Origin of the sequence: Aquincola tertiaricarbonis (genome assembly GCF_023573145.1) — a bacterium.
Taxonomy (GTDB): Bacteria; Pseudomonadota; Gammaproteobacteria; order Burkholderiales; family Burkholderiaceae_C; genus Aquincola; species Aquincola tertiaricarbonis_B.
Genome location: NZ_CP097636.1, coordinates 781,246 through 804,973 on the forward strand (window position 1 = coordinate 781,246; position 23,728 = coordinate 804,973).

Annotated in this window: 18 protein-coding genes; 15 read left to right on the forward strand and 3 right to left on the reverse strand. The window is 68.7% G+C overall.

The features are described from left to right. Window positions 1-37 precede the first annotated feature (37 nt). From MW290_RS17775 to MW290_RS17785, 3 genes are all read left to right on the forward strand, one after another. Window positions 38-1,771, forward strand: a complete 1,734-nt coding sequence (locus MW290_RS17775) for a GMC family oxidoreductase (RefSeq protein WP_250199034.1) — start codon at window positions 38-40, stop codon at window positions 1,769-1,771. Continuing rightward, a complete protein-coding gene (locus MW290_RS17780; protein WP_259373492.1) occupies window positions 1,768-2,511 on the forward strand; it encodes a sulfite exporter TauE/SafE family protein in 744 nt (247 codons plus the stop codon). The genes MW290_RS17775 and MW290_RS17780 overlap by 4 nt, the downstream gene beginning before the upstream one ends. A 100-nt stretch (window positions 2,512-2,611) precedes the next feature. Beyond that, window positions 2,612-4,165, forward strand: coding sequence for a methyl-accepting chemotaxis protein (locus MW290_RS17785; protein ID WP_250199035.1), 1,554 nt, complete (start codon window positions 2,612-2,614; stop codon window positions 4,163-4,165). Window positions 4,166-4,177: 12 nt separating this feature from the next. Here the strand turns inward: MW290_RS17785 and kefC are convergent, their stop codons facing one another. Both kefC and kefF read right to left on the reverse strand, forming a co-directional pair. Beyond that, window positions 4,178-6,064: a glutathione-regulated potassium-efflux system protein KefC gene (gene kefC / locus MW290_RS17790; RefSeq protein ID WP_250199036.1), complete on the reverse strand. Its 1,887-nt coding sequence runs from the start codon at window positions 6,062-6,064 to the stop codon at window positions 4,178-4,180. Window positions 6,065-6,078: 14 nt separating this feature from the next. Next, entirely contained in the window at window positions 6,079-6,687 is a 609-nt protein-coding gene (gene kefF / locus MW290_RS17795) for a glutathione-regulated potassium-efflux system oxidoreductase KefF (protein WP_250199037.1), read from the reverse strand. A gap of 59 nt (window positions 6,688-6,746) precedes the next feature. Between kefF and MW290_RS17800 the strand changes: the two genes are divergently transcribed. Genes MW290_RS17800 through MW290_RS17815 form a run of 4 tightly spaced genes read left to right on the forward strand, consistent with a single transcriptional unit; the run spans window position 6,747 to window position 9,582 of the window. Further along, on the forward strand, window positions 6,747-7,367 hold the full coding sequence (locus tag MW290_RS17800) for a nucleotide-binding protein (protein ID WP_250199038.1): 621 nt from the start codon (window positions 6,747-6,749) through the stop codon (window positions 7,365-7,367). After that, window positions 7,364-7,816 carry a MaoC family dehydratase gene (locus tag MW290_RS17805; RefSeq protein WP_250199039.1) on the forward strand — a complete coding sequence of 151 codons (453 nt, stop codon included), beginning with the start codon at window positions 7,364-7,366 and terminating at the stop codon, window positions 7,814-7,816. Before MW290_RS17800 ends, MW290_RS17805 begins: the two co-directional genes overlap by 4 nt. A gap of 10 nt (window positions 7,817-7,826) precedes the next feature. Then, window positions 7,827-8,681, forward strand: coding sequence for an alpha/beta fold hydrolase (locus tag MW290_RS17810; RefSeq protein ID WP_250199040.1), 855 nt, complete (start codon window positions 7,827-7,829; stop codon window positions 8,679-8,681). Between the two features lie 13 nt (window positions 8,682-8,694). Next, complete coding sequence (locus tag MW290_RS17815) at window positions 8,695-9,582, forward strand: LysR substrate-binding domain-containing protein (RefSeq protein ID WP_250199041.1); 888 nt, start codon at window positions 8,695-8,697, stop codon at window positions 9,580-9,582. On the opposite strand, the gene MW290_RS17820 is transcribed toward MW290_RS17815, so the two are convergent. Beyond that, the gene (locus tag MW290_RS17820) at window positions 9,569-11,119 is read right to left on the reverse strand and encodes a methyl-accepting chemotaxis protein (protein ID WP_250199042.1); all 1,551 of its coding nucleotides are present in this window, start codon (window positions 11,117-11,119) and stop codon (window positions 9,569-9,571) included. The genes MW290_RS17815 and MW290_RS17820 overlap by 14 nt on opposite strands. A gap of 271 nt (window positions 11,120-11,390) precedes the next feature. Here MW290_RS17820 and MW290_RS17825 point away from each other — a divergent pair, with 271 nt between their 5' ends. The 8 genes from MW290_RS17825 to MW290_RS17860 all read left to right on the forward strand — a co-directional run bounded on the left by MW290_RS17825 (window position 11,391) and on the right by MW290_RS17860 (window position 23,692). Then, window positions 11,391-13,052, forward strand: a complete 1,662-nt coding sequence (locus MW290_RS17825; protein ID WP_250199043.1) for an L-lactate permease — start codon at window positions 11,391-11,393, stop codon at window positions 13,050-13,052. A gap of 22 nt (window positions 13,053-13,074) precedes the next feature. Beyond that, window positions 13,075-14,244, forward strand: a complete 1,170-nt coding sequence (locus MW290_RS17830) for an alpha-hydroxy acid oxidase (RefSeq protein WP_250199044.1) — start codon at window positions 13,075-13,077, stop codon at window positions 14,242-14,244. A gap of 16 nt (window positions 14,245-14,260) precedes the next feature. Beyond that, a complete protein-coding gene (locus MW290_RS17835) occupies window positions 14,261-15,730 on the forward strand; it encodes an FAD-linked oxidase C-terminal domain-containing protein (RefSeq protein ID WP_250199045.1) in 1,470 nt (489 codons plus the stop codon). Window positions 15,731-15,733: 3 nt separating this feature from the next. Then, window positions 15,734-16,873, forward strand: a complete 1,140-nt coding sequence (gene glcE, locus MW290_RS17840) for a glycolate oxidase subunit GlcE (RefSeq protein ID WP_250199046.1) — start codon at window positions 15,734-15,736, stop codon at window positions 16,871-16,873. 6 nt (window positions 16,874-16,879) lie between these two features. Further along, a complete protein-coding gene (gene glcF, locus MW290_RS17845) occupies window positions 16,880-18,112 on the forward strand; it encodes a glycolate oxidase subunit GlcF (protein ID WP_250199047.1) in 1,233 nt (410 codons plus the stop codon). A gap of 165 nt (window positions 18,113-18,277) precedes the next feature. After that, the gene (locus MW290_RS17850) at window positions 18,278-21,040 is read left to right on the forward strand and encodes a type VI secretion system Vgr family protein (protein ID WP_250199048.1); all 2,763 of its coding nucleotides are present in this window, start codon (window positions 18,278-18,280) and stop codon (window positions 21,038-21,040) included. A 29-nt stretch (window positions 21,041-21,069) separates the two neighbouring features. Beyond that, the gene (locus MW290_RS17855) at window positions 21,070-22,419 is read left to right on the forward strand and encodes a phospholipase effector Tle1 domain-containing protein (RefSeq protein ID WP_250199049.1); all 1,350 of its coding nucleotides are present in this window, start codon (window positions 21,070-21,072) and stop codon (window positions 22,417-22,419) included. A gap of 97 nt (window positions 22,420-22,516) precedes the next feature. Further along, window positions 22,517-23,692, forward strand: a complete 1,176-nt coding sequence (locus MW290_RS17860) for a DUF2931 family protein (protein ID WP_250199050.1) — start codon at window positions 22,517-22,519, stop codon at window positions 23,690-23,692. The last annotated feature ends 36 nt before the right edge of the window (window positions 23,693-23,728 follow it).

Below are 23,728 nucleotides of genomic sequence, written 5' to 3' on the forward strand. Positions count from 1 at the left end.
CGACGAACAAGACCGACAAGTTGGAGACAAGCCCGGCATGCCTGAAGCAATCTACGACCATGTCATCGTGGGCGGCGGTACCGCCGGCTGCCTGCTGGCCAACCGGCTGAGCGCCGATCCGCGGCGGCGCGTGCTGCTGCTGGAGGCGGGGCCGGCCGACAACTACCACTGGATCCACATCCCGGTGGGCTACCTGTACTGCATCGGCAACCCGCGCACCGACTGGCTGTACCAGACCGATGCCGACGCCGGCCTCAATGGCCGCCAGCTGCGCTACCCCCGCGGCCGCACGCTGGGTGGCTGCAGCAGCATCAACGGCATGATCTACATGCGTGGCCAGTCGCGCGACTACGACGGCTGGGCCGCGGCCACCGGCAGCGACGACTGGGCCTGGCGCCAGGTGCTGCCCTACTTCCTGCTGCACGAAGACCACCACGGCGGCGCCAGCGAACTGCACGGTGCGCAGGGCACCCTGCCCGCGGTGCTGCGAGGCCAGGCCGATGGCGACCGCGACGACGCCTACCTGCAGTCGCTGCGCGCCCGCGGCGCCGGTGGCGAGTGGCGGGTGGAGAAGCAGCGGTTGCGCTGGGACATCCTGGACGCCTTCGCCCGCGCGGCCGAGCAGGCCGGCATCGCCGCCACGCCCGACTTCAACCGCGGCAGCAACGAAGGCGTGGGCTACTTCGAGGTGAACCAGCGCGCCGGCTGGCGCTGGAATACCGCCAAGGCCTTTTTGCGGCCGGCGCAGGGCCGGCCCAACCTGTCCATACAAGTGGGCGCGCAGGTGCAGCGGCTGCGGCTGCAGGCCGATGCCGACGGTGCCATGCGCTGCACCGGCCTGCGCTATTGGAACGGCCGCGAATCGGTGGAAGTGCGGGCGCGGCATGAGGTGGTGCTCAGCGCCGGCAGCATCGGCACGCCGCAGATCCTGCAGCTGTCGGGCATCGGGCCGGGTGCGCACCTGCACGAGCAGGGCGTGGCCGTGCTGCACGAGCTGCCCGGCGTGGGTGAGAACCTGCAGGACCACCTGCAGATCCGCGCGGTGTTCAAGGTGCAGAAGGTGAGCACGCTCAACGTGCTGGCCAACAGCCTGCTGGGCAAGGCCCGCATCGGGCTGGAGTACGCCGTCAACCGCAGCGGGCCGATGAGCATGGCGCCCAGCCAGCTGGGGGCGTTTGCGCGCAGCGACCCGTCGCGCGCCTGGCCCAACCTGCAGTACCACGTGCAGCCGCTCAGCCTGGATGCGTTTGGCGAGCCCTTGCACGGTTTTCCAGCGTTCACCGCCAGCGTGTGCAACCTCAACCCCACCAGCCGCGGCCGGGTGCGCATCCGCAGCCCGCGCTTCGAGGACGCGCCTTCGATCGCGCCGCAGTACCTGAGCACCGAAGAAGACCGCCAGGTGGCCGCGCAATCGCTGCGGCTGACGCGGCGCATCGTCGCGCAGCCGGCGCTGGCCGCCTACCAGCCGCAGGAGTGGAAGCCCGGCACCCAGTACCAGACCGATGAGGAACTGGCCCGGCTGGCCGGCGACATCGCTACCACCATCTTCCACCCCGTCGGCACCACGAAGATGGGCCGTGACGATGACCCGATGGCCGTGGTGGATGCGCGGCTGCGGGTGCGCGGCGTGCGCGGCCTGCGGGTGGTGGATGCGGGCGTGATGCCCACCATCACCAGCGGCAACACCAACTCGCCCACGCTGATGATCGCCGAGCGCGCCGCGCAGTGGATCGCACAGGACGCGCTGCGCGAGGAGGCCGCTCTCACGTGATCACTGATCCGTGGTTTTACGCCGTGGCGGTGCCCGCGGTGCTGCTGATGGGCCTCAGCAAGACCGGCTTCGGCGCCGGCTTCGGTGCGCTGGCAGTGCCCCTGATGGCGCTGGCCGTGCCGGTGCCGCAGGCGGCGGCCATCATGCTGCCGTTGCTGGCCATCATGGACGCTCTGGGCCTGGCCGCCTTCATCAAGGAGTTCGACCGGCAGCTGATCAAGCTGATCCTGCCCGCCGGGCTGCTGGGCACCGTGATCGGCACGCTGCTGTTCGGCGTGCTGCCGGCCAAGGTGGTGGCCGGCGTGGTGGGTGCGATCACGCTGCTGTTCCTGGCCATCCGCACGGTTTTTCCGCCGCGCGCCGATGCACCGCCGCCGCCGCGCTGGCTGGGCTTCGGGCTGGCCACGGTGTCGGGCTTCACCAGCTTCGTCGCCCATGCGGGCGGGCCGCCGATCAGCTTCTACGTGCTGCCGCTGCGGCTGCCGCCGGTGCGCTTCACCGCCACCATGGCGGTGTTCTTTGCGGCGGTGAATGCCTCCAAGTGGATTCCGTATGCGTGGCTGGGTTTGATCGACCTGGGCAACCTCAGCACCTCGGCGGTGCTGGCTCCGCTGGCGCCGGTGGGGGTGTGGATCGGCGTGAGGCTGGTGCGACGGGTGTCGCCGACGCTGTTCTACCGCCTCTTTTCCCTCGGAATGCTACTGACCGGCTGCAAACTGCTATGGGATGGCATTCGCTAGCAGATCATTTCTGATTTGATGTGAAAATTCGTTCAAGACGCTAACGGATGGTTCGATAAGACAGTTGCAGCAGTTTTGCTGCTCGTCTTTGAGACCCAAAATGCGAACCAATCTGCCAGTGACTGGCCGCGAGCATGTGCTGCCTGCCGGTCAGACCCTGCTGTCCACCACCGATACCCGCAGCATCGTGACCTACGCCAACGCGTCGTTCTGCGATGCCAGCGGCTTCACCCTGGAAGAGCTGCTGGGACAGCCGCACAACCAGGTGCGGCACCCCGACATGCCGCCGGAGGCCTTTGCGGACATGTGGCGCACGTTGAAGGCGGGGCGCTCGTGGTCGGCCCTGGTCAAGAACCGCCGCAAGAATGGCGACCACTACTGGGTGCGTGCCAATGCCGCACCGGTGCAGCAGGGCGGGCAGGTCACCGGGTACATGTCCGTGCGCACCCATGCGCCGGCGCAGGAGGTGCAGCAGGCCGAGGCGCTGTACCGCCGCTTCCGCGAAGGGCGGGCCGGTGGCCTGGCCTTCCGTGAAGGCATCGTGGTGCACACCGGCTGGCGCGCCTGGCGCAGCCTGCTGCGCACCATGCCGGTCAGCTGGCGGGTGCAACTGGGCACGCTGGCCATGGGGCTGGGCAGTGCCCTGACCCTGTGGCAGGTGGCGCCGGCCGGCGCCGCAGGGGGCGTGGCTGCGGGTCTGGCGACCATCGCCGGCCTGACCGCGCTGGCCGGCCTGTGGCAGCACCGGCAGATCGTGCAGCCGCTGCAGCGGCTGCAGCAGCAGGCCCTGCAGGTGGCCGCCGGCCAGACGCACGAGACCGCCTCGCTCAACCGCATCGACGAAATCGGCACCGTGGCGCGGTCCATCAACCAGGCCGGCTTGAACCTGCGGGCGCTGCTGGACGACGTGAAGGCGCAGGCGGTGGGCGTGCAGACGGCCAGCGAGGAAATCGCGCAGGGCAACGTTGACCTGAGCCAGCGCACCGAAGAAGCCTCGGCCAACCTGGAAGAAACCGCCGCCTCGATGGAGCAGATGACGGCGGCGGTGCAGCAGTCTTCTGCCCAGGTGCGTGAGACGGCCGCGCTGTCGGCCAGCGCCAGCGCGGCGGCCGCCGGCGGCGGCGAGCTGATGCGCGAGGTGGTGCAGACCATGCAGTCCATCTCGCAGTCCAGCCAGCGCATCGCCGAGATCATCGGCGTGATCGACGGCATCGCCTTCCAGACCAACATCCTGGCCTTGAACGCGGCGGTGGAAGCCGCCCGCGCCGGCGAGCAGGGCCGCGGCTTTGCGGTGGTGGCGGGCGAGGTGCGCAGCCTGGCGCAGCGCAGTGCGCAGGCGGCCAAGGAGATCAAGTCGCTGATCGCCAGCAGCACCGACCATGTGGAGCGCGGCTCCAAGCTGGTGGATACCGCAGGTGGCGCGATGGCCGACATCGTCGACCAGGTGGCCCGCACCCGCCAGCTGATCGAGCAGATCAACGCCTCCAACCAGGAGCAGGCGCTGGGCATCGAGCAGGTGAACCGCGCCGTGGGCACGCTGGACGAGATGACCCAGCGCAATGCCGCGCTGGTCGAACAGTCGGCCGCCGCTTCCGGGGGCCTGCAACAACGCGCCAGCCGACTCGTCGATGCAGTTGTCGCCTTCGCGCGCTGAAGTCGTCGGCGTTCAGCGCGGCGGCGCCGGGTCCTCCGGCGCGGGCGCTGCGCCTTCGTCTTCGCGCTGGGCGTACCAGTCCACCTGGCCGCGGCCCTGGGCCGCTTGTTCGCGCTCACGCGCCCACAGCTCGGCCAGCTGCTGCCGGCCCTGCTTGGTGATGGCGATGAGCTTGGCCTCGTCGCGGAAGTGCGGCGCCATGCGCTCCAGCAGCGCCAGGTTGTGGCGGCGGAACACCATCGCCCGGTTGCGCGCCGCATGCGGCTGCCAGCCCAGCACCTCCAGCGCGCTGCGGCCGGTCATCAGCGCCGCGTCGAAGGTTTCGCGTTCGATGTGCTCGACGCCGCGGTCGCGCAGGCCGTAGTAATGGGTCACGTTGCGGGCGCGTGCCACGATGGTCAGCGCCGGGAAGTGCTGCTTGACCAGGTCCACCAGCTTCAGGCTCTGGTCCACGTCGTCCAGCGCGATGACGATCAGCCGCGCCTCGGCCGCGCCGGCCGTGCGCAGCAGGTCCAGCCGCGTGGCGTCGCCATAGAAGGCCGGTATGCCGAAGCGGCGCACGGTGTCGATGGCGTCGGCGTCGTGGTCCAGCACGGTGGAGGGAATGCCGTTGGCGAACAGCAGACGGCCGACGATCTGCCCGTAGCGGCCGAAGCCGGCGATGATGACCGGCGCGGTCTGCGGCTCCTTCAGCTCGCTTGCGGGGTCGTTGGGCTTGCGCGGCGTCTGCCGGGCCAGGCGCGGCACCAGCCAGCGGTCCGACAGCACCAGCAGCAGCGGCGACATCAGCATCGACAAGGCCACCACCGCCGCCAGCAACGACGACTGCGGCGCGGTGATGACGCCGGCCTGCTGCGCGGTCTGGAACACCACGAAACCGAACTCGCCGCCCTGCGCCAGCAGGATGACGAACACCGGCCGCTCGGCCAGCGGAATGCCCATGCCGCGGCCCATGCCCACCAGCACCGCCACCTTCAGCAGCAAGAAGCCGAACACCAGCGCCACGATCAGCCCGGGTGAGGCCAGCACCACGTGGAAGTCGATGCTCATGCCCACCGCGATGAAGAACAGGCCCAGCAGCAGGCCCTTGAAGGGCTCGATGTCGGTTTCCAGCTCGCGCCGGTACTCGCTTTCGGCCAGCAGCACACCGGCCAGGAAGGCGCCCAGCGCCATCGACAGGCCCACCGCCTGCATCAGCGCCGCGATGGCCACCACCAGCAGCAGCGCCGCGGCGGTGAAGATCTCGGGCGTGCGGCTGCCGGCGATCCAGCGCAGTGCCGGCCGCAGCAGCAGCCGGCCGCCCAGGATGATGGCGACGATGACGCCGATGACCTTCGCCCCTTCGGCCCAGCCGTGGCCGTGCGGTCCGTCGGCGCCGCCGAAGGCCAGCAGCGGGATCAGCGCCAGGATGGGGATGGCCGCGATGTCCTGCAACAGCGCCACGCTCAGCACGCTGCGGCCGGCGCCGGTGGCCATCAGGTTGCGCTCGTTCAGCACGCCCAGGCCGATGGCGGTGGACGACAGCGCCAGCCCCAGGCCGGCCACCAGGCCCAGCCGCCAGTCCACGCCCAGGGCCAGGGCCACGCCCAGCATCAGCGCGGCCGAGCCCAGCGTCTGCACGCTGCCCCAGCCGAAGATGGGCCGGCGCATGGCCCACAGCCGGCGCGGCTCCAGCTCCAGCCCCACCAGGAACAGCATGAGCACGACGCCGAATTCCGCGAAGTGCAGCATGTCCTGCGGGTCGCTCACCAGGCCGATGCCGAAGGGCCCGATGACGATGCCGGCCGCCAGGTAGCCGACGATGGAGCCCAGCCCGATCGCGCGGGCCAGGGGCACCGCGATGACCGCGGCCGCCAGGTAGATGAGGCTCGTGTCGAGCCAGGTGCTGCCGTGTTCCATGCCGTGTGCCTGCCTTATTCCGCCGGGGGCCGGTCGCTGTCCGACACGGGCAGGGTGAATTCCTCGGGCAGCGAGAGGTGCAGCGTCCAGTCGGGCCAGCGGCGCAGCTTGGTCAGGTAGGCCTGGGCGAAGGTCTGCAGCTCGGCGTCGGTGGCGCGCTGGGCGCTGTGCAGCACCTTGGGCGGCAGAAAGCGCATGCCGCACAGGTCGGCGGTCTGGGCGTAAGGGGGCATGAAGGCGTCGAACGGGTGGCGGTTGTAGCCGGCTTCGCTGTAGGCATGCACGCTGCCGCCGGTGGAGGTGACCAGCCACAGGTCCTTGTCGCGCAGGTGGTGGCCGCCGGGGCCGTAGGCCCAGCCGAAGGACAGCACCTCGTCCACCCACAGCTTCATCAGCGCCGGCATGCCGTACCAGTGCATCGGGTGCTGCCACACCACCAGCCGGGCCCGCGACAGCGCCTCCTGTTCGGCCTGCACGTCGATCACGTAGTCGGGGTAGAGCGCGTAGAGGTCGCGCACCTCCAGCTCGGCCAGCCCGGCCTGCTGCAGCGCCTGCAGCAGGCCCCGGTGCACGCGCGAGTGTTCCAGGTGGGGATGGGCGAGCAGGACGAGGGTGGGGGCCAAGGCGTGTGAGGAAGGGTGGCGTCTTCGATACCATAACCTTTCGAGACAAGGAGGTTCGGATGCCGGTGGTCGTGATCGCAAATCCAAAGGGCGGGGCCGGCAAGAGCACCGTGGCCACCAACACCGCCGGCTGGATGGCCCGCCAGGGCCATGCCGTGATGCTGGGTGACGTGGACCGCCAGCAGTCTTCCCGCCATTGGCTGGGGCTGCGGCCGCCCCAGCTGCCGACCATCCGCGGCTGGGAGGTGCAGCGTGACCACATCGTCAAGCCGCCCAAGGGCACCACCCATGTGGTGCTGGACACGCCGGCCGGCCTGCACGGCAAGCGGCTGGACGAGGTGATGAAGATCGCTGACCTGGTGCTGGTGCCGCTGCAACCCAGCCTGTTCGACATCCATGCCACCTACGCCTTCATCCAGGAGCTGCAGCGCCACAAGCGCAGCGACCGGGTGCGGGTGGGCATCGTGGCCAACCGCGTGCGCGAGCACACGCTGGCGGCCGAGCAGCTGCGCCATTTCCTGGACGAGCTGGGCGTGCCGGTGGTGGCCCAGCTGCGCGACACGCAGAACTACGTGCAGCTGGCGGCCCATGGCCTGACGCTGTGGGACGTGGCCCCGAGCCGCGTGGAACGCGATTTGCCCCAGTGGCAGCCGCTGACGCAATGGATCGCCCAGGCATGAAGAAGACCTACCGTTTTGACGAGCTGCCCGAGCGGGTGGGCCAGGTGCTGGGCACCAGCGACTGGATCACCGTGGACCAGCGGCGCATCGACCTGTTCGCCGAGGCCACCGAAGACCGCCAGTGGATCCACGTCGATCCGCAGCGCGCGGCCGAGGGGCCGTTCAAGACCACCATCGCGCACGGTTTCCTCACGTTGTCGCTGCTGCCCGAGTTCGGTGCCACCGCCTTTGAGGTGACGGGCACGCGCATGGGCGTGAATTACGGCCTGAACCGCGTGCGCTTCACTTCGCCGGTGCCGGCCGGCAGCCGGCTGCGCGGCCACTTCAAGCTGCTGGCCTGCGATGCGATCGAAGGCGGTGTGCAGCTCACTTGCGAGGTGACGGTGGAATGCGAAGGCATGGCCAAGCCTGTCTGCATCGCCGAGTCGCTCGGCCGTCGATATCACTGATCCGCGCCTGATGCACATCACCATCGAGCCGGGCGTCCGGCTGTTCGTCGACATCGAAGGTCCGGGTCTGGTGCCCGACGGCGCCGGTTGGCGCGAGAAGCCCACGCTGATCGTGCTGCACGGCGGGCCGGGCTTCGACCACAGCAGCTTCAAGCCGCTGTTCTCGCAGCTGGCCGACGTGGCGCAGATCGTCTACTACGACCATCGCGGCCATGGCCGCAGCAGCCCGCGGCCGCTGGCCGAATGCACGCTCGATCTGCTGGCCGACGATCTCGTGCGGCTGTGCGAGGTGCTGGGCATCGCGCGGCCCATCGTGCTTGGCCAGTCCTTCGGCGGCTTCGTCGCGCAGCGCTACATCGCCCGGCATCCGTCGCATCCGCTGCGGGTGGTGCTGTCCAGCACCTCGCCGCACCTGGGGCTGGCGCGCAAGCTGGCGATGTTCGAGCGGCTGGGCGGTGAGCCCGCCCGCGCCGCGGCCGAAGCCTTCTGGAGCCGACCCGCCGCCGACACCTGGGCGGTGTACGACCGCCTGTGCATGCCGCTGTACAACACCCGGCCACCGGCCGATCCGCAGGCCAAGGCGCGCGCGCATTTCACGCCCGAGATCCTGTTCCACTGGGCCGCGGGTGAGCAGCAGGGCATGGACCTGCTGCCCGGCCTGGCCCGGGCGCAATGCCCGGTGCTGGTGCTGGCCGGTGAACAAGACCCGGTGTGCCCGCTGGCCGATGCCCAGGACATCGCCGCCGCGCTGCCGCTGCGCTGGTCGCGTTTCACCGGCATCGCCGACGCCGGCCACGGCACCTGGCGCGACCAGCCCGAGGCCGCGATGGCGCGGCTGCGCGCCTTCATCGACGAGGGCGTCTGACGCAGCGCCACGCATGGTCACCGCCCGCATCCCGCCGATCAACTGCCTGCTGAGTTTCGAGGCGCTGGCGCGGCTGCGCAGCGTGAGCCAGGCGGCCGATGAACTGAGCGTGACGCCCAGCGCGGTGAGCCACCGCATCCGCCAGCTGGAGTCGCAGCTGGGGCTCAAGCTGTTCGAGCGCGGCGACTTCAGCCTCACCGCCGACGGCAGCGCTTACCTGGGCCAGGTGCGCTCGGCCATCAAGCTGCTGGCGCAGCCGCCCGAGGCGGTGCGCTCGCCGCGCATGACGCAGCTGCGTCTGGCGGTCACGCCCACCTTCTCGCGGCAGATCCTGCTGCCCAAGCTGGCGCTGTTCCGCCACGCTTACCCCGACGTCGAGCTGATCCTGCAGGTGTCGATCCCGCTGCTCAACATCACCGCCGAGAGTGCCGACCTGGAGCTTCGCTACGGCCATGGCGGCTACCCGGGCTTCGAGAGCCGGCGCGTGCTCAGCGACGAGGTGTTTCCGGTGTGCAGCCCCGAGTACCTGCACGAGTTCGGGCCCTTCGACGGTTTCGACACCGCCGAGCGGGTCGGGCGGGCGCGCCTGATCCGCAGCCCGCTGGAGCCCTGGCGCACCTGGTTCGACGCCTGCGGCATCCACCTGCCCGAGCCGCGCGAAGGCTCGCAGTTCAACGACGTGGGCCTGATGCTGGACGCGGCCGTGGCCGGCTTCGGCGTGGCCTTGTCGCGCAGCAAGCTGGGCATGGCCTGGGTGGACTCGGGCCGCCTGGTGCGGCTGTCGCCGCGCAGCGTGGCCTCGCCCTACCACCACTTCATCTGCTGGAAACCCGGCACGCTGGAGCGGTGGGAGTGCGCCGCCTTCGTCGACTGGCTGACCGAGACGCTCACCTCATCTTGAACACGTCGATGGCCTCTTCCAGCCGCTGTGCGCGGGTCTGCAGCGAAGCGGCCGACTGCGCACTCTGCTGAACCAGGCTGGCGTTCTGCTGGGTGGCGTCGTCCAGGCTGGCGACGGCGGTGTTGACCAGCACGATGCCGCTGATCTGCTCGTTCGACGCCTCGCTGATGTGCGAGATCAGGTTGGTCACCTGCGACACCTTGCTCACGATGTCGGTCATCGCCTGGCCGGCGTCATCCACCAGCGCCGTGCCGGCTTCCACCTTTTCCACGCTGGCCTGGATGAGCTGCTTGATCTCCTTGGCGGCATCGGCCGAGCGCTGGGCCAGGCCGCGCACTTCGGAGGCCACCACCGCGAAGCCGCGGCCCTGCTCGCCGGCGCGCGCGGCTTCCACCGCGGCGTTCAGCGCCAGGATGTTGGTCTGGAAGGCGATGCCGTCGATGGTGCCGATGATGTCGCTGATGCGGCGTGAACTGGTGCTGATCTCGCTCATCGTGCCCACCACCCGGCCCACCACGTCGCCGCCGCGGCTGGCGGCGCTGCTGGCTTCGGCCGCCAGGCTGCTGGCCGAGCGGGCGGTGTCGGTGTTGTTGCGCACCGTGGTGGTCATCTGCCCCATCGATTCGGCCGTCTGCCGCAGCTGGCCGGCCGTCTGTTCCGTCCGCGCGCTGAGGTCGTGGTTGCCATCGGCGATCTCGTCGCTGGAGCGGCGCAGGCTGTCGATCTGCTGGCCCACGTCGTCCACCAGCGACTTCAGGTTCAGGCCCGACTGGTTGACCGCCCGCATCAGCATGCCGATCTCGTCGATGCGGTTGAAGTGCAGGTTGCGGCCGGTGGTGCCGGCCGCCACCGCCTGCGCCTGCTTGAGCACCTGGCGCAGCGGCTTCACCACCTGGCGCTGCAGGGTCCACAGCATCAGCGCGGTCACTGCCGACAGCAGCAGGCCCAGCTCCAGCAGGCCCACGGCCGGCAGGCCCAGTCCCCAGGCGCCCAGCAGGCCGGTGGCGGCGATGGCCAGCACCGGCAGCGCCAGCCGCCAGCGGATGGGCATGGTCTGGCCGATCGAGCGCCAGGCCATCAGGCCGCCGTACACGATCAGCCCGCGGTGGAAGCGGCGGCGGCCGGCCCGGCCTTCGCGGAAGTCCTTGTACGCGGCCTCGGCGGCCTGCACCTCCTCGGTCGAGGGCTTGGTGCGCACCGACATGTAGCCCACCACCTGGCCACCCCGCACCACCGGCGTGGCATTGGCACGCACCCAGTAATGGTCGCCGTCGCGGCGGCGGTTCTTCACCAGCGCGGTCCAAGACTGGCCGTCCTTTAGGGTCGCCCACATGTCGGCAAAGGCCTCGCGCGGCATGTCGGGGTGCCGCACCAGATTGTGCGGCTGACCCATCAGGTCGTCGCGCTCGAAGCCGCTGACCTGGATGAACGCTTCGTTGGCGTAGGTGATGTGGCTCTGTGTGTCGGTGCTCGACATCAAGGTGGCGTCGGCGGCGTAGTCGAACTCGCGTTGGGTGACCGGCAGGTTTTGTCTCATACAAACTCCAGAGGTGCAGCGGTTGTCGGCTGGAGAAGCTGAGGACTGAAGCCAGAAATGATGTTGAGGTGGTTTTGTCCAATACAAACGCGACAAAAGTCCGGCGTCGAGCGGCACCCAGGGTTTGTCCTGATCCGTGAAAAAGTCTCACGCGGGCGGCCAAGAACTTTCAGCCGCCGCGGCGGGCGCATTCCTACAGTGCGCCACGCGGTACCTCGCCCTTGTGAGGTGGCCAGCAGTTCAACCACCACAACACGCGAGGAGAGACACCTTGGTCTGGCAACAGGTATACGACCCGTTCGGCAACATGCTCATCAGCACCCTGCTCGGGGCCATCCCGGTGGTGGTGATGCTGGTGGGTCTGGGCTTCCTGCACATGAAGGCCCACATCGCCGCTGGTGCGGGCCTGGTGGCCGCGCTGCTGATCGCCATCTTCGCGTACGGCATGCCGGCCGGCATGGCCGGCCGCGCGGCCATGCTGGGCGGTTTCACCGGCCTGCTGCCCATCGGCTGGATCGTGCTCAACATCATCTTTCTGCACCAGCTGACCGAGAAGCATGGTTCCTTCAAGGTGCTGCAGGACTCCATCGCCGGGATCACCCAGGACCGCCGGCTGCAGCTGCTGCTCATCGCCTTCGCCTTCGGCGCCTTCTTTGAGGGCGCGGCCGGCTTCGGCACCCCGGTGGCGGTGACGGCCGCGATCCTGATCGGCCTGGGCTTCTCGCCGCTGGCCGCCTCGGGCCTGAGCCTGATCGCCAACACCGCGCCGGTGGCCTTCGGCGCGCTGGGCACGCCGGTGATCACGCTGGCCAAGGTGCACGGCTACGACCTGATGGAAGTCACCGCGATGATCGGCCGCCAGCTGCCGTTCTTCTCGCTGCTGGTGCCCTTCTGGCTGATCTGGGCCTTTGCCGGCCGCAAGGCGATGTGGGAGATCTGGCCCGCCATCCTGGTGACCGGCGGCACCTTCGCCATCGCGCAGTTCGGCGTGTCCAACTACATCGGCCCCGAGCTGGTGGACATCATCGCGGCCATCGTCTCGATGGTGGCCCTGGTGGCCTTCCTGCGCGTGTGGCAGCCCAAGAAGATCTGGACCAGCACGTCGCTCAAGGGCCATGAGGAAGGCAGCGGCCCGGCCAAGCCGCCCGAGGCGATCACCCGCCATTCGCGCGAAGCGGTGATCCAGGCCTGGACGCCCTGGGCCATCCTCACCGTGTTCGTGTTCGTCTGGGGCCTGCCGCCGGTCAAGACCTACCTGAACAGCCTGTTCGCGCCCGCCTTCCCGATCGCCGGCCTGCACAACATGGTGCAGAAGATGCCGCCGGTGGTGCCCACGCCGCACCCTGAAGCCGCGGTCTACACCCTCAACCTGCTGTCGGCCACCGGCACCGGCATCCTGCTGGCCGCGCTGCTGGGCGGGCTGATCATGCGCTTCAACATCGTGCAGCTGGTGGGCCAGTTCCTGCGCACCATCTGGCTGGTGCGCTACTCGCTGCTCACCATCGTGCTGATGCTGGCGCTGGGCACGCTGACGCGCTTCTCGGGCACCGACACCACGCTGGGCCTGGCCTTCGCAAACACCGGCGTGTTCTACCCGTTCTTCGGTACGCTCATGGGCTGGATCGGCGTGGCGCTGACCGGCTCCGACACCGCATCGAACGTGCTGTTCGGCGGTATGCAGAAGGTGGCGGCCGAGCAGCTGGGCCTGTCGGCCAACCTGATGGGCGCAGCCAACAGCTCGGGCGGCGTGATGGGCAAGATGATCGATGCCCAGTCCATCGTGGTGGCCTCCACCGCCACGCGCTGGTTCAACCATGAAGGCGACATCCTGCGCTACGTGTTCTTCCATTCCATCGCGCTGGCCAGCCTGGTGGGAATCCTGGTCACGTTGCAGGCGTACGTCTATCCGTTCACGTTGATGGTGGTGCATTGAGCCACCCAGGAGGAGCAGTCACATGCCGGTGATCACCAACATCGAAGACCTGCGGGTGCTGGCCGAAAAGCGCGTGCCCCGCATGTTCTACGACTATGCCGATTCCGGCTCGTGGACCGAAGGCACCTACCGCGCCAACGAAAGCGACTTCCAGCGCCTGAAGCTGCGCCAGCGCGTGGCGGTGAACATGGAAAACCGCAGCACCGCCACCACCATGGTGGGCGTGCCGGCGCGCATGCCGGTGGCCATCGCCCCGGTGGGGCTCACCGGCATGCAGCATGCGGATGGCGAGATCCATGCCGCCCGCGCGGCGCTGAAGTTCGGCATCCCGTTCACGCTGTCGACGATGAGCATCTGCTCCATCGAGGACATCGCGGCGGCCACGCAGCAGCCCTTCTGGTTCCAGCTGTACATGATGCGCGATCGCGATGCGATGGCCCGCATGATCGACCGCTGCAAGGCCGCGAACTGCAGCGCGCTGGTGCTGACGCTGGACCTGCAGGTGATCGGCCAGCGCCACAAGGACCTGAAGAACGGCCTGACCGCGCCGCCGCGGCCCACGCTGCGCAACATCCTCAACCTGATGACCAAGCCCGCCTGGTGCCTGGGCATGGCGGGCACGCGGCGCCGCACCTTCGGCAACCTGGTGGGCCATGTGAAGGGCGTGAGCGACATGAACTCGCTGGCCTCCTGGACCAACGAGCAGTTCGACCCGCGCCTGTCGTGGGCCGACATCGAGTGGGTCAAGAAGCAGTGGGGCGGCAAGCTCATCCTCAAGGGCATCATGGAGGTCGAGGACGCGCGGCTGGCCGCCGACATCGGCGCCGACGCCATCGTGGTGAGCAACCACGGCGGCCGCCAGCTCGACGGCGCGCCTTCGTCCATCACCGCGCTGCCGCCCATCGTGGAAGCGGTGGGCCACCGCACCGAGGTGTGGATGGACGGCGGCATCCGCAGCGGCCAGGACGTGCTCAAGGCCTGGGCGCTGGGCGCGCGTGGCACCATGATCGGCCGCGCGATGGTCTATGGCCTGGGGGCGATGGGCGAAGCCGGTGTCACCCGCGCGCTGCAGATCATCCACAAGGAGCTGGACGTGACCATGGCTTTTTGCGGCCACACCAACATCCAGAACGTCGACGCCAGCATCCTGCTGACGCCGCAGCGCACGGGCGATTCGCGTTACTTCGCCTGACCCGCAGGGGACCGACATGACCGACCGAGCAAACCGCCAGGCCCAAGTGGTGCAGGCCCTGGCGCAGGTGCTGCCACCGCATGCGCTGCTGTGGCGCGGCGAGGACACCGTGCCCTATGAGTGCGACGGCCTGACCGCCTACCGCGAACAGCCGCTGGTGGTGGTGCTGCCCGAGACCGAAGAGCAGGTGAGCGCGGTGCTGCGCACCTGCCATGCGCTGGAAGTGCCGGTGGTGGCGCGCGGTGCGGGCACCGGCCTGTCGGGCGGCGCGATGCCGCACAAGCTGGGCGTCACGCTGTCGCTGGCCAAGTTCAACAAGATCCTGAAGGTGGACCCGTATGCCCGCACCGCGCTCGTGCAGTGCGGCGTGCGCAACCTGGCCATCAGCGAGGCGGCGGCGCCGTACGGGCTGTACTACGCGCCCGACCCCAGCAGCCAGATCGCCTGCACCATCGGCGGCAACGTGGCCGAGAACTCCGGCGGCGTGCACTGCCTGAAGTACGGGCTGACGGTGCACAACGTGCTCAAGGTGCGCGGCTTCACCGTGGAAGGCGAGCCGGTGACCTTCGGCGCCGATGCGCTGGACGCCGCAGGCCTGGACCTGCTGGCCGTGATGGTGGGCAGCGAAGGCATGCTGGCCGTGGCCATCGAGGTCACGGTCAAGCTGGTGCCCAAGCCGCAGCTGGCCCGCTGCATCATGGCCAGCTTCGACGACGTGCGCAAAGCCGGTGATGCGGTGGCCGCCATCATCGCGGCCGGCATCATCCCGGCCGGGCTGGAGATGATGGACAAGCCGATGACCGCCGCGGTCGAAGACTTCGTGCGCGCCGGCTACGACCTCGACGCGGCGGCCATCCTGCTGTGCGAAAGCGACGGCACGCCCGAGGAAGTGGCCGAGGAGATCGAGCACATGCAGGCGGTGCTGCAGGGCTGCGGCGCCACCCGCATGGAGGTGAGCGAGAACGAGGCCCAGCGGCTGAAGTTCTGGAGCGGGCGCAAGAACGCGTTCCCGGCCTCGGGCCGCATCAGCCCCGACTACATGTGCATGGACTCCACCATCCCGCGCAAGCGGCTGGCCGACATCCTGCTGGCCATCGCCGAGATGGAGAAGAAGTACGGCCTGCGCTGCTGCAACGTGTTCCATGCCGGCGACGGCAACCTGCACCCGCTGATCCTGTTCGATGCCAACGACCCCGACCAGATGCACCGCTGCGAGCTGTTCGGCGCCGACATCCTGGAAACCAGCGTGCGCATGGGCGGCACCGTGAGCGGCGAGCATGGCGTGGGCGTGGAGAAGCTGGGCTCGATGTGCGTGCAGTTCACGCCCGCCGAGAACGCCCAGATGATGGCGCTGAAGGCCGCCTTCGACCCTGCCGGCACGCTGAACCCCGGCAAGGTGATTCCCACGCTGCAGCGCTGCGCCGAGGGCGGCAAGATGCATGTGAAAAAGGGCCTGCTGCCCTTTGCCGACCTGCCGAGGTTCTAGGCCATGACGCTCAACCTGCCTGTACAAGTGGACGACGTGGCGCACAACCCGGTGATGCGCCGGCTGATCGATCAGGTGCGCAGCGCCGATGCCACCGCGCCTTTGGCCATCCGCGGCGCCAACACCAAGCATTTCTACGGCGAGGCCATTGTCGGCGATCCGCTGGACATGGCGGGCCTCGCCGGCATCAGCAGCTACGAGCCCACCGAGCTGGTGGTCACCGCCCGTGCCGGCACGCCGCTGGCCGAGCTGGAGGCGGTGCTGGCCGACAAGGGCCAGTGCCTGCCTTTCGAGCCGCCGCGCTTGACCCATGCGGGCACGGGCGCCGACGGCGGCACCGTGGGCGGCATGGTCGCAGCCGGCCTGGCCGGCCCTTCGAGGGCCGCGGTGGGTGGCGTTCGCGACTACGTGCTGGGCGCCACGCTGCTCAACGGCCAGGGTGAGCTGCTGAGCTTCGGCGGCCAGGTGATGAAGAACGTGGCCGGCTACGACGTCTCGCGCCTGCTGGCCGGCTCCATGGGCATCCTGGGCGTGATCTGCGAGGTCTCGCTCAAGGTGCTGCCGGTGCCGCCGGCCGAGGCCACGCTCGCCTTCACGCTGGACGAAGCCAGCGCCATCCGCCGCCTGAACGACTGGGGCGGCCAACCGCTGCCCCTGAACGCCAGCGCCTGGCGCGACGGCCACCTGTACCTGCGCCTGCGCGGCGCCCGTGCCGCCGTGGCCGACGCCTGCCGCCGCCTGGGCGGCGACGGCGTGGAGCCGGAGGTGGCGCAGGCGCTGTGGAATGGCCTGCGCGACCACACCGGCACCTTCCACACCCGCGCGCTGGAAGCGGTGGAGGCCGGCCAGTCGCTGTGGCGGCTGTCGGTGCCGGCCATCGCGCCGCCGCTGGGCCTGCCCGGCGAAGTGCTGGTGGAACATGGCGGCGCGCAGCGCTGGCTGGTGGCCAGCCTGCCCGCCGCCGAGGTGCGCGAGGCGGCCACACGCGCAGGCGGCCATGCCACGCTGTTCCGTGCGCTCGACAAGTCGCCTGGCGTCTTCGCGCCGCTGGCCCCGCCGCTGGAGCGGCTGCACCGCCAGCTCAAGCAGGCCTTCGACCCCCGCGGCGTCTTCAACCGCGGCCGGCTCTACCCCGGGCTCTGAGACCCTATGCAAACCACGCTGTCACCGGAATTCAAGGGCACGGCCGCTGGCGAAGAGGCCGAGGCCATCCTGCGCAAGTGCGTGCACTGCGGCTTCTGCACCGCCACCTGCCCCACCTACCAGCTGCTGGGCGATGAGCTGGACGGCCCGCGCGGCCGCATCTACCTGATGAAGCAGGTGCTGGAAGGCGCAGAGCCCACCCGCGCCACCCAGCTGCACCTGGACCGCTGCCTGACCTGCCGCAACTGCGAGACCACCTGCCCCTCGGGCGTGCAGTACGGCCACCTGGTGGACATCGGCCGCCAGGTGGTGGAAGCCAAGGTGCAGCGCCCGGCCGGCGAGCGCGCGGTGCGCTGGCTGCTGAAGGAAGGCCTGACCTCGCCGCTGTTCAAGCCGGCGATGCAGCTGGGCCAGCTGGTGCGGCCGCTGCTGCCCGAGCTGCTCAAGGACAAGGTGCCCGAACGCCAGCCGCCGCGCGCGCATGAGTGGCCGCAGCGCGAGCATGCCCGCAAGGTGCTGATGCTCACCGGCTGCGTGCAGCCGGCGATGGCGCCCAACATCAACGCGGCCACCGCCCGCGTGCTGGATGCGGCCGGCATCCAGGCGGTGGTGGCGCCTTCGGCCGGTTGTTGCGGCGCCATCAAGACCCACCTGAACGACCAGGCAGGCGGCCATGAGCACATGCGCCGCAACATCGACGCCTGGTGGCCGATGGTGTCGCAAGGAACGGCGGAGGCCATCGTCGTCAATGCCTCGGGCTGCAGCGTCACGGTCAAGGACTACGGCCATGCGCTGCGCCACGACGCCGCCTACGCGGCCAAGGCAGCCAAGGTCTCGGCGCTGGCGCGCGACCTCAGCGAGCTGCTGCCCGAGCTGGCGCCGGCACTGGCCGGCAAGCTGCGCGAAGGCGGCCCGCGCAAGGTGGTGTTCCATCCGCCCTGCACGCTGCAGCACGGCCAGAAGGTGCGCGGCCCGGTGGAGACGGGCCTGTCCACGCTGGGCTTCGACGTGTCGCTGGCCGCGACCGAAAGCCACCTGTGCTGTGGCTCGGCCGGCACCTACTCGGTGCTGCAGCCCGAGCTGTCGCACCAGCTGCGCGACCGCAAGCTGGGCCACCTGCAGGCCAGCGGCCCCGACGTCATCGTCTCGGCCAACATCGGCTGCATCCAGCAACTGCAGTCGGGCACCCAGACGCCCGTGCGGCATTGGGTGGAGCTGGTGGACGAAGCGTTGGGCTGAACCGGTTCATGGTCAAGCGAACCCGCGCTTGACGTCTGGGCGCGTTCGGACGAAATTAGCTGGGCCCGATGAAGTCTCCGGGCCGAAACGTCTCTTGCAGTAGCAGTCTGGCCGGCCCGAGCGGTTTTTCTCGGTGCCTCGTTCCATGCAGACCTGTCACGCAACATGAACGAGAGACTTCCCCTCGCGCGTCCGTTCAGCGGCGAACGCGCGCTGACGATCAGCAGCCCTGCAATTCCGCGGCACCTGGCCCGGCCGGCGCTGGTGCCCCTGCGGCTGAGCGGCCGCGAGGCGATCAACGGCCTGTTCGAGTACCAGCTGGTGTTGCAGACGCCGGATGAGGTGGCAGAGCTTGGCGGCCTGCTGCGCGGCGCCAACTTCAGCCTGCCGGACATGGTGGGGCGGGAGATCTCTTGCGCCATTGAGCTGGAAGGCCACGGGTCAGGCCTTCTTGGCAATCAAGGCGCAGGCGAGCGCCAGATCAACGCGCTGATCGCCGAAGCCCGCCTGCTGGGCGAAGACAGCCGCCACGCGCTGTATGAGCTGACGCTGCGGCCCTGGCTGTACCTGGCCACGCTGAGCACCGACTGCAAGGTGTTCCAGAACCAGACGCCGGTGCAGGTGCTGCGCGCGGTGCTGGACGACTACATCTTCCCGGTGGAGTGGCGGCTCATCGAGCGGTACCCGGTGGTGGACTACCTGGTGCAGTACAACGAAACCGACTACCAGTTCCTGTGCCGGCTGATGCAGGCCTGGGGCATTAACCACCACTTTGAGCACACGAACGGCGTGCACCGGTTGGTGCTGAGCGACTACAACGGCGCCTTCAGGCCCTTGCAGGCGGACGACCCCGACAGCAGCTACCACGCCATCGCCTACTACCCGCCGGGCCACAAGATCGACGAGGAGTACATCCACGCGTTCGCACCGGTGGACCGGCTGACCGCCGGGGCCTACGAAAGCCGCGAATACGACCACACGCGCCCGGGGGCGAGCTTGACCGCCACCGCCCGTGCAGCGCGTCCCACCGGGCAGGCCGGCCAAGACGTGTACCTGTGGCGCGGCAGCCAGACGCTCGGCGAGGGCGAAGCTGCCGTGCACCTGCCCGCCAGCGACTGGAGCCAACCCAACCGCGGCGCCGACAAGACCGCGAACCAGACCGAAGCCCAAGGCCGGCACCTCGCCAGGCTGCGCATGGACGCGCTGCGGCAGCTCGGCCACCGCGCCCGCGGCCAGGGCCATGTGCGCGGCATCGCCGCTGGCCACAGCTTCCAGTTGCGCGAGCATCCGCAGCACGCCGCCAACATCTACTACCTGACGCTGGCCGCCGACCTGGTGGTGGAGAACGTCAGCGAAGACACGGCGCGGGCTGCAGCGCCCAAGGCGCTGTCAGACGCCCAACGCCTGGGCGGCCAGTGGCGCTGCACGGTGGACTTCGAGGTGCAGCCCGCCAGCGAACTGCTGCGGCCCGAAGCCACCCAGCCCAAGCCCCACATCCCCGGCCCCGAAACCGCCCTTGTCTGCGGTCCTGACGCGGGGACAGCGGAGACCAACCTCTACACCGATCACCTCGGCCGCATCAAGGTCCAGTTCCCGTGGGACCGGTACGGTCCCAACACCCACCACAGCAGTTGCTGGGTGCGCGTGAGCAGCGAGTGGGCCGGCAATCAACTGGGCGGCATGCACCTGCCCCGGGTGGGGCAGGAAGTCATCGTCAGCTTCATCGGCGGCGACATCGACCGGCCGATTTGCACCGGCCGGGTCTACAACCAGACCAACCTGCCGCCGTGGGAGCTGCCGGCGCAGCAGGCGCTCAGCGGCCTGAGAAGCCGGGAACTCACGCCCGGCGGCGGCAACAGTGCCGCGGGCCGGTCCAACCACCTGGTGCTGGACGACACCCACCAGGCCATCCAGGCCCAACTCAAGAGCGACCATCAGCACAGCAGCCTGAGCCTGGGCCACATCACCCGCATCGAAGACCGGCAGGGCCGCAAGGATCACCGCGGACAAGGCTTCGAGCTGCGCACCGACGGACACGGCGCCATCCGCGCCAAGGACGGCTTGATCCTCAGCACCGAAGCCAGAAGCAAGGCCACAGGCCACGTCACCGACCTCAGCGAAACCATCGCGCGGCTGAACCAGGCCCAGGGTCAACACGACAGCCTGGCCCACCTGGCGCAGATGCACCAAGCCCAAACCCAAGGCGACCAGGACGACGTGGCGCAGGCGCTCAACGCGCAGAACCAAGGCATCGCAGGCAAAGCCCAGGAAGGCCGGTTCCCTGAACTGCAGGAACCGCACCTCATCCTCGCCAGCCCCGCAGGCATCGAGAGCACCACCCCAGCCACCACCCACCAGCACAGCGGCCAGCACCACGCCATCAGCAGCGGCGGGCACACCAGCGTCAGCGCGGGCAAGAGCCTGCTGGCCAGTGCGGACCAGGCGATTCGCCTGTTCGCCTACAAGGCCGGCGTCAAGCTCATCAGCGCCACCAGCGGCATCGAACTCAAGGCCGTGGAAGCCAGCATCCACCTGCTGGCCAAGCTCAAGATCACCGCCACCGCGCAGCAGGTGCACATCGAAGCCAAAGAGGCGGTGACCATCAACGGCGGCGGCAGCGCCACGCAGTGGCAGGCCGACGGCATCACCGAAAACACAGCAGGCACCTGGGCGGCGCATGCGGCGGTGCATGGGATGCCGGGTGGCAAGAGCATGCCGGTGCGGCCGCAAGACGAGGCTGCGCCGTACAACGAGTTGCTGGTGCTGCGAGACCGGAAGGGGCGACCCGTCGCCCATTTTCCGTACCGCCTGACCTTGGCCAACGGTCGCATCGTGAGCGGGGTGACCGACAGCCAGGGACGCACTCAGCGCCTGGGCAGCGGCGAGCGGCCCATGTCCATCCGGCTTGAACACGACATCACCCCTTGATGCGCGACGCATAGGGTGAAGGACCTGATATGTCAACGCAGCCCCACACGCAAGGCCTCCACGAGCACACGACGGTCACGACACCGGGCGACGACACGCAGCATGTGGTCGAAGTCGACAAGGTGCAGGTCAATCTGTTCTTCGACGGCACGTTCAACAACTACTACAACGTCACGACCGAAGACGCTGGCATCCGCAGGCAGTACGGCGGAGAGAACACCAGTTATGACAACGGCTTGTCCAACGTGGCGCGCATGTGGAGCGCGCTTCATAAAGACCGAGACAGCCCCGATCTTGGTATCTACATCGATGGCATCGGCACCACCCGCCTGCAAGCGGACAGCCTGAGGGGGGCGGCGCTGGGCACCGGGGATACCGGCGTACGAGCGCGTGCCCAGCAGGCATTGGGTTCGTTGATCAGTGCCGTCAAGCGTAAGCGCCGCAATGGCGATCCGCCCGCAGTTCTTGAGCTCAACCTGTTTGGCTTCAGCCGTGGCGCTGCCGCGGCCCGCCATTTCGCGAGCTTGCTGCGGCAGCGCGAGGATATTGCCAAGCACTTTCTGGACGAATGGCGGCGCGTCCTGGTGCAGGTGAACTTCGTCGGTCTTTTCGACACGGTCTCTGCCGAAGGCGCGGTTCGCACCAATGACGTGGAGGGTCTGGGTCTCCGATTTGTCGATGACTCCGCCCGCCGTGTCTTTCAGTTGGCGGCGATGGATGAATACCGCCGCCACTTCGCATTGACGACCATCGACAGCGCTTGCTGCGCGAAGACGACGGTGGATGGCATCCGGCGGCCCATGGGCTTTGAGCTGGGCATCCCCGGCTCGCATTCCGACGTGGGGGGAGGCTACAAAGCCGGCACGGCGGCTGACGAGCCGCCGGAGACCGTGGACTTGCCTCCAACCAGGCAGACAGTCGACGGAGATGGCACTGGACAAGCAGTGCGGGGCCCCCAGGCCTTCGTCTACGCGCAGGGCTGGTACGCCTCCGAAGACCTGAGGGCAGGTGCGCTGCATCCGTACCGCCACCAGCGGCAGGTGGGAGGTGACTACTACAAGGTGGGTCTGTCTCTGATGGTGGATGTGGCAGAGCGGTGCACGACCACCTTGTATCCCCCATCGCTCAAGGCCCACATGCAGGCACGGACGCCCGACATTGCAGCGGTCCAGGCTCAGCTGCGCGAGCTTGCGCGGCAGCGGGTGTTTGCTGCCGCCGGTGGCACCCGGGTCAGCCGGTCGCTGGAGGAGTTGGTGGGTCGACACAAGGCGCGGGCGTTTCGACGTGCTTACCTGCACTTGTCACTGCGAGACGACTACGCGAATCAACCCCGCTACAAGAACGACACAGAACTGGAGCGACAACATGTGCCCGGTTGAGCTGCATGGCCGGCGTCGCTGGCTTCAGCGTGTCGCTGCGCTGGGCTTGTTCAGTGGTCCTTGTGCAGGCAGCGCCCAAATTCTTCGAGGACTGTTCATGAATAACGAAACGCCGGAAACCGCGTTCATGGAGTGGACCGTGTCCTTCTGCAGTTACGGCATCGACATCGCCCGGCGCGACCAGACAAACCTGGAGACCTTGACCGGCAACAACTGGCTCAAGGATGTCGACGGCAAAACGGTGGCTGTTTTCTACACCGGCTTTGGGGCTGCCTGGGGTCTGGGCAGTTTCGGGATGGGGGGTACACCCGCCCAGGGTGCCCGCCTGCCCAAGACGCTGCGGCTGAGCTACCACGATTACCTGGAGGACCGCTTCTACCGGCTGGATGCCGAGCTGCCGTTGCAGCGCCTGTTTGAGTTGTTCGTCAGGGCGCCGAAGATCGTGGCGCGTGAGATCAGGTACGGCGAGGTGACGCCACGGTATGAAGACTTGCGCATCGGCGTTGCACCCGATGGGCATGTGATGCTGTGGGTGTGGGGCGTGGGCAGTCAGGTGGAGCTGGGCACCTACCGCGCCCGGGTGTTGGAGGGCATGACACGCCAGAGCTACAACGCAAACGTGCCTGCTGGTGCCTTCACGCTGACCGAGGACCGGTGGCTGGCGCTGGACCGGATGAAACCCGAGACCGTCGAGCGTGTGAAGGCGGGATGGCGACCGGATCCCATGTGGTACATGCGGCACATCCGGGTGAAGTACCCCTGGCGCCATGTGCTCAGCGGCAATGTCTCGCGTGTGACCGAGCTGCAAAGCGCCCATGGCAATGCAGAGGCGGAGAACGTGGGGCAGTGGGAGCTGGGTACCTACATGCAGGTCAACCGGTTGCGAGCAATTCCGGAGGCGGCCCTCTTCTGGTTCCATGACCGCCGGGGCCAGCGCCACTATCTGTCAATCAATTTTTCACTGCGCGAGCGCGCGGTGAGCGAGCCCGATCTGAGCGAGGTACGCGCCGCGTTCGAAGAGGTGTTCCCCGGCCGTACCCTGGAGGACAACGACTGGTTGCCGGGTGATCAGGACATGGCGCTTGTCGAGGTGCAGGTGCCCGACGACTTTCAGCGCTTCACCGCATTCCTCGTCAAGGGCGAGCGCCGCATACCCTTGCCGGTTGGCCGCGTCAAGCACTTCGAGCTTGAGCCGTTCACCCATTGGGCCGGCCAGACCTCGGAGAGGCTCACGCCCGAGATGCGCAAGCTGTTTCAGCTGGGCCCGCCTTAGGCGGGCTGGGGGTTGCCGCCGCCGCCAGCAAGCTAC

What these genes read in the sequence shown, in the direction of transcription:
- MW290_RS17785 (WP_250199035.1), top strand. Translation starts at nt 2,612, where the DNA reads ATGCGAACCAATCTGCCAGTGACTGGCCGCGAGCATGTGCTGCCTGCC.
- MW290_RS17850 (WP_250199048.1), top strand. Translation starts at nt 18,278, where the DNA reads ATGAACGAGAGACTTCCCCTCGCGCGTCCGTTCAGCGGCGAACGCGCG.
- MW290_RS17775 (WP_250199034.1), top strand. Translation starts at nt 38, where the DNA reads ATGCCTGAAGCAATCTACGACCATGTCATCGTGGGCGGCGGTACCGCC.
- MW290_RS17835 (WP_250199045.1), top strand. Translation starts at nt 14,261, where the DNA reads ATGACCGACCGAGCAAACCGCCAGGCCCAAGTGGTGCAGGCCCTGGCG.
- MW290_RS17820 (WP_250199042.1), bottom strand. Translation starts at nt 11,119, where the DNA reads ATGAGACAAAACCTGCCGGTCACCCAACGCGAGTTCGACTACGCCGCC.
- MW290_RS17800 (WP_250199038.1), top strand. Translation starts at nt 6,747, where the DNA reads ATGCCGGTGGTCGTGATCGCAAATCCAAAGGGCGGGGCCGGCAAGAGC.
- MW290_RS17855 (WP_250199049.1), top strand. Translation starts at nt 21,070, where the DNA reads ATGTCAACGCAGCCCCACACGCAAGGCCTCCACGAGCACACGACGGTC.
- glcF (WP_250199047.1), top strand. Translation starts at nt 16,880, where the DNA reads ATGCAAACCACGCTGTCACCGGAATTCAAGGGCACGGCCGCTGGCGAA.
- MW290_RS17830 (WP_250199044.1), top strand. Translation starts at nt 13,075, where the DNA reads ATGCCGGTGATCACCAACATCGAAGACCTGCGGGTGCTGGCCGAAAAG.
- kefC (WP_250199036.1), bottom strand. Translation starts at nt 6,064, where the DNA reads ATGGAACACGGCAGCACCTGGCTCGACACGAGCCTCATCTACCTGGCG.
- glcE (WP_250199046.1), top strand. Translation starts at nt 15,734, where the DNA reads ATGACGCTCAACCTGCCTGTACAAGTGGACGACGTGGCGCACAACCCG.
- MW290_RS17810 (WP_250199040.1), top strand. Translation starts at nt 7,827, where the DNA reads ATGCACATCACCATCGAGCCGGGCGTCCGGCTGTTCGTCGACATCGAA.
- MW290_RS17805 (WP_250199039.1), top strand. Translation starts at nt 7,364, where the DNA reads ATGAAGAAGACCTACCGTTTTGACGAGCTGCCCGAGCGGGTGGGCCAG.
- MW290_RS17860 (WP_250199050.1), top strand. Translation starts at nt 22,517, where the DNA reads ATGAATAACGAAACGCCGGAAACCGCGTTCATGGAGTGGACCGTGTCC.
- MW290_RS17815 (WP_250199041.1), top strand. Translation starts at nt 8,695, where the DNA reads ATGGTCACCGCCCGCATCCCGCCGATCAACTGCCTGCTGAGTTTCGAG.